14 protein-coding genes and 1 tRNA gene are annotated in these 14,677 nt (G+C 67.7%); 11 read left to right on the forward strand and 4 right to left on the reverse strand.

Going from position 1 to position 14,677, the window contains the following annotated elements:
- The first annotated feature begins 56 nt into the window (after positions 1 to 56).
- The 3 genes from FHU31_RS15070 to FHU31_RS15080 all read left to right on the forward strand — a co-directional run bounded on the left by FHU31_RS15070 (position 57) and on the right by FHU31_RS15080 (position 5,938).
- The gene (locus FHU31_RS15070; RefSeq protein ID WP_263988073.1) at positions 57 to 1,448 is read left to right on the forward strand and encodes a NarK family nitrate/nitrite MFS transporter; all 1,392 of its coding nucleotides are present in this window, start codon (positions 57 to 59) and stop codon (positions 1,446 to 1,448) included.
- Between the two features lie 129 nt (positions 1,449 to 1,577).
- The gene (locus FHU31_RS15075; RefSeq protein ID WP_167159507.1) at positions 1,578 to 5,615 is read left to right on the forward strand and encodes a bifunctional nitrate reductase/sulfite reductase flavoprotein subunit alpha; all 4,038 of its coding nucleotides are present in this window, start codon (positions 1,578 to 1,580) and stop codon (positions 5,613 to 5,615) included.
- Between the two features lie 122 nt (positions 5,616 to 5,737).
- Positions 5,738 to 5,938 (forward strand): hypothetical protein, encoded by a 201-nt coding sequence (locus tag FHU31_RS15080; RefSeq protein ID WP_167159509.1) that lies wholly within the window; start codon positions 5,738 to 5,740, stop codon positions 5,936 to 5,938.
- Between the two features lie 90 nt (positions 5,939 to 6,028).
- On the opposite strand, the gene FHU31_RS15085 is transcribed toward FHU31_RS15080, so the two are convergent.
- Positions 6,029 to 6,114 (reverse strand) — tRNA-Leu (locus tag FHU31_RS15085).
- 38 nt (positions 6,115 to 6,152) lie between these two features.
- Between FHU31_RS15085 and FHU31_RS15090 the strand changes: the two genes are divergently transcribed.
- Complete coding sequence (locus FHU31_RS15090) at positions 6,153 to 7,532, forward strand: M20/M25/M40 family metallo-hydrolase (RefSeq protein ID WP_167159511.1); 1,380 nt, start codon at positions 6,153 to 6,155, stop codon at positions 7,530 to 7,532.
- A gap of 27 nt (positions 7,533 to 7,559) precedes the next feature.
- The gene (locus tag FHU31_RS15095) at positions 7,560 to 8,084 is read left to right on the forward strand and encodes a YbhB/YbcL family Raf kinase inhibitor-like protein (protein ID WP_167159513.1); all 525 of its coding nucleotides are present in this window, start codon (positions 7,560 to 7,562) and stop codon (positions 8,082 to 8,084) included.
- Between the two features lie 3 nt (positions 8,085 to 8,087).
- Here FHU31_RS15095 and FHU31_RS15100 read toward each other — a convergent pair whose 3' ends face one another.
- From FHU31_RS15100 to FHU31_RS15110, 3 genes are read right to left on the reverse strand one after another with little or no spacing between them, the layout of a single operon-like run.
- Entirely contained in the window at positions 8,088 to 9,149 is a 1,062-nt protein-coding gene (locus tag FHU31_RS15100; protein ID WP_263988103.1) for a quinone-dependent dihydroorotate dehydrogenase, read from the reverse strand.
- On the reverse strand, positions 9,149 to 9,391 hold the full coding sequence (locus tag FHU31_RS15105) for a DUF5703 family protein (protein ID WP_167159517.1): 243 nt from the start codon (positions 9,389 to 9,391) through the stop codon (positions 9,149 to 9,151). The genes FHU31_RS15100 and FHU31_RS15105 overlap by 1 nt, the downstream gene beginning before the upstream one ends.
- On the reverse strand, positions 9,388 to 10,317 hold the full coding sequence (locus FHU31_RS15110) for a YncE family protein (RefSeq protein WP_167159519.1): 930 nt from the start codon (positions 10,315 to 10,317) through the stop codon (positions 9,388 to 9,390). Before FHU31_RS15110 ends, FHU31_RS15105 begins: the two co-directional genes overlap by 4 nt.
- A 195-nt stretch (positions 10,318 to 10,512) precedes the next feature.
- Between FHU31_RS15110 and FHU31_RS15115 the strand changes: the two genes are divergently transcribed.
- The 6 genes from FHU31_RS15115 to FHU31_RS15140 all read left to right on the forward strand — a co-directional run bounded on the left by FHU31_RS15115 (position 10,513) and on the right by FHU31_RS15140 (position 14,656).
- Positions 10,513 to 10,824 carry a hypothetical protein gene (locus tag FHU31_RS15115; RefSeq protein ID WP_167159521.1) on the forward strand — a complete coding sequence of 104 codons (312 nt, stop codon included), beginning with the start codon at positions 10,513 to 10,515 and terminating at the stop codon, positions 10,822 to 10,824.
- 36 nt (positions 10,825 to 10,860) lie between these two features.
- On the forward strand, positions 10,861 to 11,688 hold the full coding sequence (locus FHU31_RS15120) for an undecaprenyl-diphosphate phosphatase (RefSeq protein ID WP_167161050.1): 828 nt from the start codon (positions 10,861 to 10,863) through the stop codon (positions 11,686 to 11,688).
- Positions 11,685 to 12,368 carry a histidine phosphatase family protein gene (locus FHU31_RS15125; RefSeq protein WP_167159523.1) on the forward strand — a complete coding sequence of 228 codons (684 nt, stop codon included), beginning with the start codon at positions 11,685 to 11,687 and terminating at the stop codon, positions 12,366 to 12,368. Before FHU31_RS15120 ends, FHU31_RS15125 begins: the two co-directional genes overlap by 4 nt.
- A 33-nt stretch (positions 12,369 to 12,401) precedes the next feature.
- A complete protein-coding gene (locus tag FHU31_RS15130) occupies positions 12,402 to 12,989 on the forward strand; it encodes an Rv2134c family protein (protein ID WP_167159525.1) in 588 nt (195 codons plus the stop codon).
- Positions 12,973 to 13,809 (forward strand): Rv2133c family protein, encoded by an 837-nt coding sequence (locus FHU31_RS15135; RefSeq protein WP_167159527.1) that lies wholly within the window; start codon positions 12,973 to 12,975, stop codon positions 13,807 to 13,809. The genes FHU31_RS15130 and FHU31_RS15135 overlap by 17 nt, the downstream gene beginning before the upstream one ends.
- A gap of 88 nt (positions 13,810 to 13,897) precedes the next feature.
- Positions 13,898 to 14,656 carry a 3'(2'),5'-bisphosphate nucleotidase CysQ gene (locus FHU31_RS15140; RefSeq protein WP_208411015.1) on the forward strand — a complete coding sequence of 253 codons (759 nt, stop codon included), beginning with the start codon at positions 13,898 to 13,900 and terminating at the stop codon, positions 14,654 to 14,656.
- Positions 14,657 to 14,677: the final 21 nt, after the last annotated feature.

A 14,677-nucleotide genomic window follows, 5' to 3' on the forward strand; every position in this document is an offset into this window, starting at 1 on the left:
ACCGCACCCGGGCTGGATATCGGCCTCAGCTCACAATGACAAACAGGAGATATGTCGTGACCGTCACCGAAAACTCGGCGCTCGAGACCCTCGCGCCGCCCGCAGCGCACCAAGGTAAACACTGGATTCACGACTGGCGTCCCGAAGATCCCGAATTCTGGTCCACCACAGGCAAACCCATCGCCCGCAAGAACCTGATCTTCTCCATCTTCGCCGAACACATCGGATTCTCGGTCTGGTTGTTGTGGAGCATCGTCGTGGTGCAGATGACGGCGGGGGCCGGTGGCGCTCCCGCCGCATCTGGCTTCGCGCTGACCACCACCCAGGCACTGTGGCTGGTGGCGGTGCCAAGTGGCGTGGGAGCGTTGTTGCGGCTGCCGTACACCTTCGCGGTGCCGGTCTTCGGCGGCCGTAACTGGACTGTGGTCTCGGCGCTCCTGCTGCTGATTCCATGCCTGGGGCTCGCGTGGGCGGTGTCCGACCCCACCATCAACTTCGGCGTTCTGTTGCTTATCGCCGCGACAGCTGGATTCGGCGGCGGCAACTTCGCGTCCTCGATGGCCAACATCTCATTCTTCTATCCGGAGAAGGAGAAGGGTTGGGCGTTGGGCCTGAATGCCGCCGGTGGCAACATCGGTGTGGCTGTGGCGCAGAAGATCATCCCACTCGTCGTGACGATCGGAGCCGGCGTCACCCTGTCGTATGCCGGCCTGTTCTACGTCCCGTTCGCCGTGGCGGCGGCGATCTGCGCCTTCCTGTTCATGAACAACCTCGCCGAGGCCAAAGCCGACGTCAAACCGGTGTGGCAGTCGTTGCGGCACACCGATACCTGGATCATGTCACTGCTCTACATCGGTACGTTCGGATCGTTCATCGGTTACTCCGCGGCTTTCCCGACGCTGCTCAAGGCCGTGTTCGGTCGCGGGGATATCGCGTTGACGTGGGCCTTCCTCGGTGCGGCTATCGGGTCGATCGCCCGACCACTCGGCGGCAAACTGTCCGATCGCATCGGCGGCGCACGCATCACGGCACTGAGCTTCGTCATGCTCGCGGTCGGCGCGGCCGTCGCGCTGTGGTCGGTACAAGCCAAGAACTTGCCGGTGTTCTTCGCGGCGTTCATGTTCTTGTTCGTCGCCACCGGTATCGGAAACGGCTCCACCTACCGGATGATCTCGAAGATCTTCCGGATCAAAGGTGAGGATGCCGGCGGCGATCCGGCGACGATGGTTCACATGCGCCGTCAGGCGGCAGGCGCGCTCGGCATCATTTCCTCGGTCGGCGCGTTCGGTGGCTTCATCGTGCCGCTGGCCTACGCTTGGTCGAAGAGCGCATTCGGCAACATTCAGCCGGCGCTTCAGTTCTACGTCGTCTTCTTCATCGCCCTTCTCGTCGTGACATGGTTCTTCTACCTACGCAAGGGCACACGGATGGGACAGGTCGGCGTATAGAGATCTGAGCTGCGCAAACTCGGCCTCACAGTGGGCTCACCGAGGGGTGGGGTCGCCTGTGAGGCCGAGTTTTCGTCGCGCTAACGTCGCCTCAAAGGAACCGGAACACTGGCAGCAGACGATGTGCACATGTCGGTGAAAACGCGGACCGCGTGCTCGTATTGCGGGGTCGGCTGCGGCATCGAAGTCACCACCAAGGCCGACCCGGTCAGCGGCCTCCCGGTGATCGCCCAGGTCAACGGCGACAAACTGCATCCGACCAACTTCGGCAGGCTGTGCACCAAGGGGGCCACCCACGCCGAGTTGATGGCCGCCACGGACGGCCGGCTGACCGCGGCGCTGGTGCGCGCCGAACGCGGCGCCGAGGCCGTCTCCACCCCCGTCGACGAGGCCGTCGCCGAAGCCGGCCGGCGGCTGCGCGCCATCATCGACGAGCACGGCCCCGACGCGGTGGCGCTCTACGTCTCGGGCCAGATGTCGATCGAAGCCCAGTACCTGGCCACCAAACTCGCCAAGGGCTATCTGCGCACCGTGCACATCGAGTCGAATTCGCGCCTGTGCATGGCCAGTGCGGGCACCGGCTACAAACAGTCCCTGGGAGCCGACGGCCCGCCCGGTTCCTACACCGACTTCGACCACGCCGACCTGTTCTTCGTCATCGGCGCGAACATGGCCGACTGCCATCCCATCCTGTTCCTGCGGATGGCCGACCGGATCAAGGCCGGCGCCAAGCTCATCGTGGTCGACCCCCGGCGCACCGCCACCGCCGACAAGGCCGACCTGTACCTGCAGATCAATCCGGGCACGGATCTCGCGCTGCTCAACGGGTTACTGCACCTACTCGTCGACAACGGCGATATCGATCATCAGTTCATCGCCGAACACACCCAGGGCTGGGCGGACATGCCGGCGTTCCTCGCCGACTATCCGCCCGCCCGGGTCGCCGCGATCACCGGTATCCCGGAGGCCGACATCCGCACGGCCGCAACCATGATCGCCGAGGCCGGCGAGTGGATGACCTGCTGGACCATGGGCCTGAACCAGAGCACCCACGGCACCTGGAACACCAACGCGATCTGCAATCTGCACCTGGCCACCGGTGCCATCTGCCGCCCCGGCAGCGGCCCCATGTCGCTCACCGGTCAGCCCAATGCCATGGGCGGTCGCGAAATGGGCTATATGGGACCGGGTCTGCCGGGCCAGCGCTCCGTGCTGTCGGCCGAGGACCGCGCGTTCTGCGAGGAGCAATGGGGACTGGAGCCCGGCACCATCCGCACCGACGTCGGACCGGGTACGGTCGCGATGTTCGAGCAGGCCGCCGCGGGGGATATCAAGGCCTGCTGGATCATCTGCACCAATCCCATCGCCTCGGTGCCCAACCGCAGCACGGTGATCACCGGCCTGGAGACGGCCGAACTCGTGATCACCCAGGACCCGTATCACGACACCGCCACCAACAGGTACGCCGATATCGTGCTGCCGGCTGCGCTGTGGGCCGAGTCCGATGCCGTGATGATCAACTCCGAGCGCAACCTGACCCTGTTACAGCAGTCGGTGCCGCCACTGGGCGACGCCCGCCCGGACTGGGAACTGATCTGCGCGGTGGCCGGAGCCCTCGGTTTCGGCGACGATTTTGACTACAAGTCCAGCTCGGACATCTTCGACGAGATCCGCCGGTTCGCCAATCCGCGTACCGGTTACGACCTGCGCGGTGCCAGCTACGAGCGGCTGCGCGAGACCCCGCTGCAGTGGCCGTGCCCGCCGGAGGACGCCGAGGACCGCCATCCCATCCGGTATGTGAACGACGGTGTGTCCCAGACACTGTTCGTCGACGACGCCGGGAACCGGCCCCGGCTGGCCTTCGCGACGCCGTCGCGCAAGGCGGTGTTCTTCGCGCGGCCGCATATGGACGCCCGTGAGTTGCCCGACGACGACTACCCCATGGTGCTCAACACCGGACGTCTGCAACACCAGTGGCACACCATGACCAAGACCGGCCGGGTCGCCAAACTGAACAAGCTCAACGGCTCGCCCTTCGTGGAGATCCACCCCGATGACGCGGCCGCGCAGGGCATCACCGAGCGCTGCCAGGTGGAGTTGACCTCACGTCGCGGGCGGGCGGTATTGCCGCCGCTGATCACCGACCGGGTGCAGCCGGGCAGCGTGTGGGTGCCGTTCCACTGGAACGACGAGCACGGCGAACATCTGACCATCAACGCTCTCACCAACGACGCGGTGGACGCCGACTCGCTGCAGCCCGAACTCAAGGTGTGCGCGGTGGCGCTGCGCCCTGTCGCGCCGGTGCTGCCCACCGCGCCGAGCCACCCGCTGGCAGAGGCACTGGGACTGCACGGTGTCGCCGTGGGCCTCACCGACGACGAAAAGGTCTACGTCGCAGGCTTTCTCAGCGGTCTGAGCGCCGGCTCCACCGGGACGCCGGTATTGCCGGGCGCAGCACCCGTGCGCCCCGCGGCACGATTGTGGATCGACGGTCTGCTCGCCGGCATGTACTCCCGAACCGGCGCAGCGGTGAGCGATACCGCTGTGCTGGAGGCCGTGGCACCGGGCCCGCTGGTGATGTGGGCATCGCAGACCGGCACCGCCGAGGAGTTCGCGGCACAGGTGGCCGGCCGACTCACCGGTGCACGGCTGGTGACGATGAACGATGTCACGCTCGACGAACTGGCGACGGCCGGCGAAGTCCTGATCGTGACAAGTACCTTCGGTGACGGTGGCCCACCGGACAACGGGGCCGACTTCTGGCAGCGTTTGGAATCGGCCGACGCCCCCGCACTGCCGGGGTTGCGCTACGCCGTGCTGGGTATCGGGGACCGGGCCTACGACAACTTCTGCGGGCACGCCAAGACGCTGGATGCCCGGCTGGCCGCACTCGGCGCCACCCGGGTGCTCGACTGCGTCGAATGTGAGGCGTACGACGACGCCCCGATGAAGGCCTGGGCCGAGCAGGTCGCCGGCATCGTCGGGACGGATACGCCACCGGCGCCGAGCAACCCCGTGCTGACCACGACCACATCCGACACCGTGCCGGCCCCGCTCAGCCGGAACGCACCGCTGCTCGCGCCGTTGAGCCGCAATATCCGGCTCACCCCGGAGTCGGCACGAAAAGAGGTGCGCCAGTTCGGCTTCGACATCTCCGAGCATGTCGCCGAACACGGTACGAGCTACGCCGCGGGCGACTCCCTGGGCGTGTTCGTCACCAATTCGGATGAAGCGGTGGCGTCCTGGCTCGCCTGCACCGGGCTGACCGGCAGTGAGATCGTGGAGGTCGACGGCACCGACACCGACCTGCGCAGCGCGCTGACATCGTCCTACGACATCTGTCGCATCACCCCCAACCTGCTGCGCTTCGTCGCCGACCGCCTGCCCAAGGCAGCCCGGCGGCTGCGCGGGCCCAAGGAGGAACTCGACAGGTGGCTCGGCGGGTGCAACGGGCTCGACATCGTCGAGGAGTTCAGGGTCGAGGCCGAGGCCGACGAGTGGCTCGATGCCCTGGTGCGACTCACCCCGCGGCAGTACTCGATCTGTTCGAGCCCCCTGGTCAGCCCCACCGAGGTGCAGCTGACGGTGTCCGTCGTGCGATACCAGAGTGCGCGCGGAACGTCACGGCACGGTGTCGCGTCGACCTATCTGGCCGACCGCGCGCACGCCGCGCGCGTCTTCATCCAGCGTTCGCCCAACTTCCGGCCGCCCGCGGAGTCGCAGACGCCGATGATCATGGTGGGCCCGGGTACCGGGATCGCGCCGTTCCGGGGCTTCCTGCAGGAGCGGCGTGCGCTCGGTCACACCGGCCGTAACTGGTTGTTCTTCGGAGATCAGCACCGCTCCGAAAACTTCTACTACCGTGACGATCTGGAACATATGGTCGCCGACGGTCTGCTCAACCACCTGGACCTGGCGTTCTCCCGGGACCAGGCCGCGCGGATCTATGTGCAGCACAAGATGCTCGACGCCGGTGCCGAACTGTGGCGGTGGATGGAGGACGGCGCCCATTTCTACGTGTGCGGTGACGCCGCACACATGGCCAAGGATGTCGACACGGCACTGACGACCATCATCAAACGGCACGGCGGACTGTCCGACGAGCAGGCCCACGACTACAAACGTGAGCTGGTCGCCGACAAGCGCTATGTCCGCGACGTGTACTGAACGGCCCCAACCCAATAGACACCTCAGCAGGCGAATAAATCCCGCGCCGTGATTGTTACTTCGACGTAACAGTGATCTATGCCCGGACCGCGAGGGCGGATCGGGGAAGGGGAGATATACCGATGAGTTGGCATCAAGGCGACGTCGTCACCGCCTGCCGGCAGATCGAGGAGATGGATGTGCCGGCCGTGCCCGAAGGCACCGAGGGCACCGTGGAGAAGACAACAGTATTCGGCCGGCCGAAGAAGGTGTGCTTCACCGTGCGCACCATCTGGGGCAAGAAGCGGGCGTGCGTGAACGTGCACCGTGGAGACGTCGGATAACTAACAGACCGGGCGGTACCTGGCCGGCAATGATGCCGGTCAGGTACTTCTCTGTGGGAGAGCGGCTTCGCCGCTCGAATCGATCTTGGGTGTCCGAGGGGGGACTTGAACCCCCACGCCCGTTAATAGGGCACTAGCACCTCAAGCTAGCGCGTCTGCCATTCCGCCACTCGGACCAGCCCACCTCATCGTGTGGGGCGCTTAAGGCTAACGGATGCCCCCGCGTTGGCCCAAACCGAGTGCCGCGTCAGGTGGTAGGAAAGGGGACGTGACAAGACCCGAAGACGAAGTGGTCGATCTCGTCAGCAGCCTCATCAGGTTCGACACCTCCAATACCGGTGATCCGGACACCACCAAGGGCGAGGCCGAGTGCGCGCACTGGGTGGCCGCCCAACTCGAGGAAGTGGGCTACGAGACCGAGTACATCGAAGCGGGCGCACCGGGGCGCGGGAACGTGTTCGCCCGGCTGCCCGGCCGCGACCGCAGCCGCGGGGCGCTGCTGATCCACGGCCATCTCGACGTGGTGCCCGCCGAACCGGCCGACTGGAGCGTGCACCCGTTCTCCGGGGCCGTCGAGAACGGTTACGTGTGGGGCCGTGGCGCGGTCGACATGAAGGACATGGTCGGGATGACGCTGGCCGTCGCCCGGCATCTCAAGCGCGAGGGCATCGTCCCGCCCCGGGATCTGGTGTTCGCGTTCGTCTCCGACGAGGAGCACGGCGGCACCTACGGCTGCCAGTGGCTGGTCGACCACCGGCCCGATCTGTTCGAGGGCATCACCGAGGCGATCGGCGAGGTCGGCGGGTTCTCCCTGACGGTGCCCACCCGGGACGGCGGCGAGAAGCGGCTCTACCTCATCGAGACAGCCGAGAAGGGGCTGTCCTGGATGCGTCTGGAAGCCCGCGGGCGCGCCGGGCACGGCTCGATGGTGCACGACGACAACGCCGTCACCACCATCGCCGAAGCCGTGGCCCGGCTCGGCAAGCACCAGTTCCCGATCGTGCTCGCGCCGTCGGTGGCGGAGTTCCTCACCGCGGTGTCCGAGGAGACCGGTTACGAGTTCGATCTGGACTCCCCGGATCTGGACGGCACCATCGCCAAGCTCGGCGGGATCGCCCGCATCGTCGGTGCCACCCTGCGCGACACGGCCAACCCGACCATGCTCAAGGCCGGCTACAAGGCCAACGTCATCCCCGCCACGGCCGAGGCCATGGTGGACTGCCGGGTCCTGCCCGGCCGCAAGGAGGCCTTCGAGCGGGAGATCGACGAGCTGATCGGCCCGAACGTCACCCGGACCTGGGAACGCGACCTGCCCTCGGTGGAGACCACCTTCGACGGCGACCTGGTCGACGCGATGAACGCCGCGCTGTTGGCGGCCGACCCGGGTGCCCGCACCGTGCCCTACATGATGTCCGGAGGGACCGACGCGAAAGCTTTCTCCCGCTTGGGTATTCGCTGTTTCGGCTTCGCGCCGCTGCGGCTGCCGCCCGATCTGGATTTCGCCGCGCTGTTCCATGGTGTCGATGAACGGGTACCCGTGGACGCACTACAGTTCGGGGCGAGAGTCCTGCACCAGTTTCTTACCCACTGCTGAAGCCTGACCAACTGCTGAAAGGCCGTGATGAGCAATTCGCCGTATGACAACCTGCCGAAGCTCCCGACGTTCACCCTGACCTCCGAGTCGGTGACCGACGGCCGGCCGCTGAACAATGAGCAGGTCAGCGGAATCATGGGCGCCGGCGGTGCGGATGTGTCGCCGCAGCTGAGCTGGTCCGGTTTCCCCGAGGAGACCCGCAGCTTCGCCGTGACGGTCTATGACCCCGACGCGCCCACCGCTTCCGGGTTCTGGCACTGGGCGGTCGCCGACCTGCCGGCGAGCGTCACCTCGCTGCCCGCGGATGCCGGTAACGGCGACCCGCTGCCCGGTGGCGCCGTCACGCTGGCCAACGACGCCGGCCTCAAGCGCTTCATCGGCGCGGCCCCGCCGGCCGGGCACGGCCCGCACCGGTACTACATCGCCGTGCACGCGCTGCCGGTCGAGAGCCTCGAGCTGCCCGACGGGGCCACCCCGGCCTACCTCGGCTTCAACCTGTTCGGCAAGGCCATCGCCCGCGCCGTCATCTACGGCACCTACGAGCAGAACTAGCCGCTACCGGGTCGCCGAGCCCACCGCATCGGACAGGGACGCGAACCCGCCGGCGCGCAGGCGCTCGGCGATCCCGTCGTGGAGGTGCTTGGCCCACAGCCCGCCGCCGTAGATGAACCCGGTGTAGCCCTGCAACAGCGAGGCCCCGGACACGATGCGCTCCCAGGCGTCGTCGGCGGTCTCGATGCCGCCGACGCTGATCAGCACCAGGCGGTCACCCACCCGGGCGTGCAGCCGACGCAGCACCTCCAGGGACCGCTCCTTGACCGGCGCTCCCGAGACGCCGCCCGCGCCCAGTTCGGCCACACCGGGTGTGCGCAGCCCGTCCCGGGAGATCGTGGTGTTGGTGGCCACGATGCCCGCCAAACCCAATTCGACTGCCAGATCCGCGATCTCGTCGATATCGGAATCGGACAGGTCGGGGGCGATCTTGACCAGCACCGGTGTCGAGGTGGCGGCCCGGACCGCGGCCAGGATCGGACGCAGGGCCGACACCGCCTGCAGATCGCGCAGACCCGGCGTGTTCGGGGAGCTGACGTTGACCACCAGGTACGCCGCCAGCGGGCCCACCAGGCGAGCGCTCTCGGCGTAGTCCTCGACCGCGCGCTCGGGCGGGGTCACCTTGGTCTTGCCGATGTTCACCGCGATCGGTACATCGGGGGTGTGTCGGGCCAGCTGAAGAGCCAGCCGCGCGGCCCCGTCGTTGTTGAACCCCATCCTGTTGAGCAGCGCCCGGTCCTCGGGCAGGCGGAACAGTCGGGGCCGCGGATTGCCCGGCTGGGCCTGGGCCGTCACCGTGCCGACCTCGGCGTAGCCGAAGCCCAGCGGGCCCCACACCCGCAGTCCGTGGCCATCCTTGTCGAACCCGGCGGCCAGGCCCAGCGGACCGGGGAAATGCACCCCGAGCACCGTGCTGGCCAGGATCGGGTCACTCGGGGTGAGCCGGCGGGACAGCGCGTGGCGGCTCACGCCGAAGTAGGTGGCCGCCCGCAGGGCGGCGAACACGAAGGTGTGGATACGTTCCGGATCGACGAGAAAGAACATCCGGCGCAACAAGGTGTAGATCACAGCGCCGGCTGATCCCCGAGTGCGGTTTTCTTGCGGCGCAGCAGCACCCGCCTGCTGCCGTCGGTGTAGAGCCGGACGCGGGTCAGCTCCCAGCCGCGGTATTCGGCCTCGATCGACAACCGGATCGAGGCCGACAGCCGGGTCACGTCCGGGGGCAGCCGCAGCGGCACCCATTCGTAGTCGTCGGACAGCTCACCGGCCCAGCCCAGGGGCATCCGTCCCCGTTGGACGCCGCTCATCGGGTGGCAGCTCTCTCGATCACCTGGACACCGGCTCCCGATCCGGACACCACATACAGGGTGCCGGACGCGTCGTCGTAGGCCAGATGGTCGGGTTGCTGGACGGTTCGATAGCGCACCTTCTCCACAGGTATTCCGGTGGCCAGATCGTAACCAACGACGGTGTTGGTGGCAGTCTGTGACACCCACGTCAGTGTGCCGGATCCGGCCAGGCCGTACGGGGCGTTGTGCACCGGGTAGGCCTGGCGCAGGATCAGCGGCTCGGTCCCGTAGACCATCAGCGCGCCGCCTCGGGTATCGGCGACCAGCACGCGTCCGGCCGGGTCGGCGGCGATGGTGGTGGCCCCCTCCCCGGCGCGTAACGCCTGCTCGGCCTTGGTGCCGTCGTCGTCCACCTCGGTCACCGAGGTCTGGCCGCGATCCAGCACCACCACCGAATTCCCCTGCGCCACCAACCCGTCGACACGGGCGAAGATCTTCAGGTTCGCGCTGACGGAATCGGCGGAGTTCCCCGAGCCCAGGGTCATCAGCGCGCCGTCGGCGCTGCCCAGGACCACGCGCCCGTCGGCGCGCCGGGTGATGGCGGTGAACTCGGTATCGGCCTGGCCGGCGATGTCCACACGGGACACCGCGCCGGTGGCGACGTCCACGTCCTGATACCCACCCTTGGCGGCGAGATAGACATGACCGGCGCCGTCACCGGTCAACGCCTGCGCCGGAGCAGGAAGCGCCACGGTGCGGGGCATCGCCCCGAACACCGTCAGCCGGTCGGCCGGGCCGAGCACCGTCAGCGACGCGGTTCGGGCATCGAACACGGCGGCCAGACCCGGGGTGTCCAGTGGCCGCACGACCCCGTCCGGAGTACCGCTCACCGGCGGCGAGACCGCCGCGGAGGCCGGTGTGATCGTCGGTGGTGGCGAATCCATGGGGCTCTTCGAGCACCCGGCGGTAAGTGCGACAACCAGGGCGAATGCGGCACTGATGGAAGAAACGACAGCGGATTTCGTATGCAACGGCCCGTTCGACTCCTCATTACGTGGCAGCGGTTGTTTCGTTTTCAATTTTCGGGCAAACATCCGCAAGGCCGGACGCGGTCACCGATAGGGCGGTATGGTGCCGCTATGGCTCTCGTGCCGGACTTCCTGATTGACGATGAGTTTGCCATCGAGGACATCTCGACCGGCGTGCACGCAAGCGGTTTCGGCATGCTCGCAGGTGGTCGCAGCTTTTCCTTCCATGTGCAGGATCGTCAGTCGCTGGTGGTCGAGGTCTACCGGCCCAGATTGAGCGGCCCCGTCCCGCAGCAGGAGGACGTCGTCGCGACCGCCGTCCGCAGCCTCACCGATATCGACCTCTCGGACGAGCGGAGCCTGACCGCCGCCGTGCGCGACGCGGTGGCGGCGGCGGGGCCCGTCGTACGCACAGCACGCTGACAGCACTCCCACGGTACGGTCGTCCGCGTGACTGACGTGTCGTGGCTGCAGGTGGTCGTGTTGTCGATAGTCCAGGGTCTGACCGAGTTCCTGCCCGTGTCGTCCTCCGGGCATCTCGCCATCGTCTCCGAGGCCTTCTTCGGAAAGGACGCCGGCGCCTCGTTCACCGCCGTCATCCAGATCGGTACCGAGATCGCGGTCCTCATCTACTTCGCCCGCGATATCGGCCGCATCCTCACGGCCTGGTTCGGTGGTCTGTTCGACGCCGCCAAACGCACCCCCGACTACTGGCTGGGCTGGTGGGTGATCCTGGGCACCATCCCGATCGGGATCGCCGGCCTGGTGTTCAAGCACTACATTCGCGATGACATCCGCAACCTCTGGATCATCGCGACCGCCCTGGTGGTGTTCTCCGCGGTGATCGCCGCCGCCGAACACTTCGGCAAGCAGACCCGCGATATCCGGCAGTTCACCTGGAAGGACAGCCTGATCGTGGGCACCTCCCAGGCGCTGGCCCTGATTCCCGGGGTATCCCGGTCCGGCGTCACCATCAGCGCAGGGCTGTTCCTGGGGCAGAAGCGCGAAGCCGCCGCGCGATTCGGGTTCCTGCTCGCCATTCCCGCGGTGCTGGCCTCGGGGTTGTTCTCGCTGCCCGATGCGTTCCATCCCGAGGGCGCGGGGCAGAGCGCGACGGGGCTCCAGCTGCTGGTCGGCACCGTGATCGCCTTCGTGATCGGCTACGCCGCGATCGCGTGGTTCCTCAGATTCCTGGTCCGGCACAGCATGTACTGGTTCGTCGGGTACCGGGTCATCGTGGGCGTGACGGTGCTGATCCTGTTGGGCACCGGTGTGATCGCCGCATGACCGTCATCCTGCTGCGGCACGGACGCTCCACCTCCAACACCGCGCACACCCTGGCCGGCCGCTCCGAGGGCGTCGACCTCGACGACCTGGGCCGGGAGCAGGCCACCGGGGTGGTCGACCGGATCGGCGCCCTGCCGGTCAAGGCGATCGTGCGCTCCCCGCTGCTGCGGTGCGCCAGCACGGTGGCGCCGCTGGCGGCCGCGCTGGATCTGGAGCCGACCGTGGACGAGCGGATATCCGAGGTCGACTACGGCACCTGGACAGGCCGCAAGATCGGCGACCTGTTCAAGGAACCGCTGTGGTCGGTGGTGCAGCAGCAGCCCAGCGCGGCGGTGTTCCCGGACGGCGAAGGCCTGGCCCAGGTACAGGCCAGGGCGGTCGCCGCGGTGCGTGAGCACGACCGCCGGCTGGCCGCCGAGCATGACGGCGATGTGCTGTGGGTGGCCTGCACGCACGGCGACGTGATCAAGGCGGTGCTGGCCGATGCCCTGGGCACCCATCTGGACAGCTTTCAACGCATCACCGCCGACCCGGCCTCGATGAGCGTGATCCGCTACACCGACAGCCGCCCGTTCGTGTTGCACGTGAACCACACGGGCAGCGGACTGACCGCGGCGCTGACCGCCAAGCCGGCCGCCGTCCCCGCCACGGACGCCGTCATCGGCGGCTCCACCGACTGAGGCCGGGCCGATACCGGTATTTTGAAAGGTGCCATGCCTCGCGCAATTCACGTCTTCCGCACACCCGACCGCTTCGTCGCCGGGACCGTCGGGCATCCCGGAAACCGGACGTTCTACCTGCAGGCGGTGCACGACAAGCGGGTGATCTCGGTGATGTTGGAAAAGCAGCAGGTGGCGGTGCTCGCCGAGCGGATATCGGCCCTGCTGGTCGAGATCAACCGCCGGTTCGGCACCCCGATCCCGCCGGACACCGGCGTGGTGGACGATCTCAATCCGCTGGTCACGCCCGTCGATGTCGAGTTCCGGGTGGGCACCATGGGTTTGGGTTGGGACTCCGAGGCGCAGACCGTGGTGGTCGAGCTGCTCGCGGTGTCCGAGACGGAGTTCGACGCCTCGGTGGTCCTCGACGATGCCGAGGAAGGGCCCGACGCCGTGCGAGTGTTCCTCACGCCGGAGTCGGCCAGGGAATTCGCCAATCGGTCCAACCGGGTGATCTCTGCGGGACGCCCGCCGTGTCCGCTGTGCGATGAGCCGCTGGACCCCGAGGGACACATCTGCGTACGGACCAACGGCTACCGGCGTGGCGCGTTCGGCGGAGCCGACGATGACCCCGACACCTGAGGACGAACGCGCGCACCGGGTTCTCGCGCAGGGGGAACTGACCGTCATCGGACGGATCCGGTCGGCCAGCAACGCGACGTTCCTGTGCGAGGCCCGGCTCGACGACGATTTGGCGCACTGCGTGTACAAGCCGGTCGCCGGGGAGGCCCCGCTCTGGGACTTTCCGGACGGCACCCTGGCCGGCCGAGAGTTCGGCGCTTACCTGGTGTCCGCGGCGCTTGGTTGGAATGTGGTGCCCTACACCATTATTCGTGACGGTCCGGCCGGTCCGGGGATGGTGCAGCGCTGGGTTGATCAACCCGGAGACGCGCTGTCCGAGGCTGACGAACCCGCCCACAGCGATGGTCCCGACCTGGTCGACCTGGTCCCGGCGGGCCGGCTTCCCCAGGGCTACCTGCCGATTCTGCAGGCCTACGACCACACCGGTGACGAGGTGACCCTGGTGCATGCCGATGACGAGCGGTTGCGCCGGATGGCGGTTTTCGATGTGGTGATCAACAATGCCGACCGCAAGGGTGGGCACATCCTGACCGGCGTGGACGGCGGCGTCTACGGGGTCGACCACGGGGTCAGTCTGCATTCCGACGACAAGCTTCGCACCGTGCTGTGGGGCTGGGCGGGCAAGCCGGTGGACGACGCCACCCTGGGTGTGCTCGCGCGGTTGGGCGAACAGGTGAGCGAGGACCTGGGTGCACAACTCGGTGAGCACATCACCCGTCGTGAAGTGGCCGCGCTGCGCGCCAGAATCGTTGCCTTACTGGATGATCCGGTGATGCCAACGCCGGATCGGCACCGGCCGATCCCGTGGCCGGCGTTCTAGGCGGACGGTGGCGTCGGTGTCCGTTTGGGTGGCACGACATACTGAGCCGGTGAATCCTGCCGCACAGAGCGACGCCGAGGTGGCCGCCATGGTCGCCGCGGAAGCCGGCCGGCTGCTGCTCGCGGTGCGTGAGGAGATCGGTTTCTACGATCCGTACGATCTCGGCGACGCGGGGGACCGGCGGGCCAACACGCTGATCCTCAAGCGACTGCGCGAACTGCGCCCCGACGACGCGGTGCTCTCCGAAGAGGCCGCCGACAATCCGGCCCGGGTGCATGCCGACCGGGTGTGGATCGTCGACCCGGTGGACGGCACCCGCGAGTTCTCGATGCCGGGGCACGCCGACTGGGCGGTGCACATCGCGCTGTGGCAGCGCGACAGAACCGCTCCGGCGGCGACATCGGACACCGAGGCCCAGGGGTCCATCACCGACGCGGCGGTGGCACTGCCCGCCGTGGGCGAGGTCTACCGCACCGACACGGTGACGCCGCCGCCCCCGCGCGCGGACGGGCCGATCCGGATCACCGCGAGTGCCTACCGCCCGCCGGCGGTGCTGTGGTGGATACGCGACCACCTCGATGTCGAACTGGTGCGGATCGGTTCGGCCGGTGCGAAGGCGATGGCGGTGGTGCGCGGCGACGTGGACGCCTACATCCACGCCGGAGGTCAGTGGGAATGGGACTCGGCGGCCCCGGCCGGGGTGGTGCAGGCTGCCGGGCTGCACGCGACACGGCTGGGCGGTGCACCCTTGGTGTACAACCGCCGCGACCCGTACCTGCCCGATCTGCTGATGTGCCGGTCCGAGGTGGCCGGGGTACTGCTGGACACCATCAGGTCCGCGACCTGATCCGGGAATGGAATGCCCGCC

The organism is Mycolicibacterium fluoranthenivorans (assembly GCF_011758805.1).
GTDB classification, from domain to species: Bacteria; Actinomycetota; Actinomycetes; order Mycobacteriales; family Mycobacteriaceae; genus Mycobacterium; species Mycobacterium fluoranthenivorans.

What these genes read in the sequence shown, in the direction of transcription:
- FHU31_RS15130 (WP_167159525.1), top strand. Translation starts at nt 12,402, where the DNA reads ATGCCTCGCGCAATTCACGTCTTCCGCACACCCGACCGCTTCGTCGCC.
- FHU31_RS15090 (WP_167159511.1), top strand. Translation starts at nt 6,153, where the DNA reads ATGCCCCCGCGTTGGCCCAAACCGAGTGCCGCGTCAGGTGGTAGGAAA.
- FHU31_RS15080 (WP_167159509.1), top strand. Translation starts at nt 5,738, where the DNA reads ATGAGTTGGCATCAAGGCGACGTCGTCACCGCCTGCCGGCAGATCGAG.
- FHU31_RS15105 (WP_167159517.1), bottom strand. Translation starts at nt 9,391, where the DNA reads ATGAGCGGCGTCCAACGGGGACGGATGCCCCTGGGCTGGGCCGGTGAG.
- FHU31_RS15110 (WP_167159519.1), bottom strand. Translation starts at nt 10,317, where the DNA reads ATGGATTCGCCACCACCGACGATCACACCGGCCTCCGCGGCGGTCTCG.
- FHU31_RS15075 (WP_167159507.1), top strand. Translation starts at nt 1,578, where the DNA reads ATGTCGGTGAAAACGCGGACCGCGTGCTCGTATTGCGGGGTCGGCTGC.
- FHU31_RS15115 (WP_167159521.1), top strand. Translation starts at nt 10,513, where the DNA reads ATGGCTCTCGTGCCGGACTTCCTGATTGACGATGAGTTTGCCATCGAG.
- FHU31_RS15095 (WP_167159513.1), top strand. Translation starts at nt 7,560, where the DNA reads ATGAGCAATTCGCCGTATGACAACCTGCCGAAGCTCCCGACGTTCACC.
- FHU31_RS15135 (WP_167159527.1), top strand. Translation starts at nt 12,973, where the DNA reads ATGACCCCGACACCTGAGGACGAACGCGCGCACCGGGTTCTCGCGCAG.
- FHU31_RS15140 (WP_208411015.1), top strand. Translation starts at nt 13,898, where the DNA reads ATGGTCGCCGCGGAAGCCGGCCGGCTGCTGCTCGCGGTGCGTGAGGAG.
- FHU31_RS15125 (WP_167159523.1), top strand. Translation starts at nt 11,685, where the DNA reads ATGACCGTCATCCTGCTGCGGCACGGACGCTCCACCTCCAACACCGCG.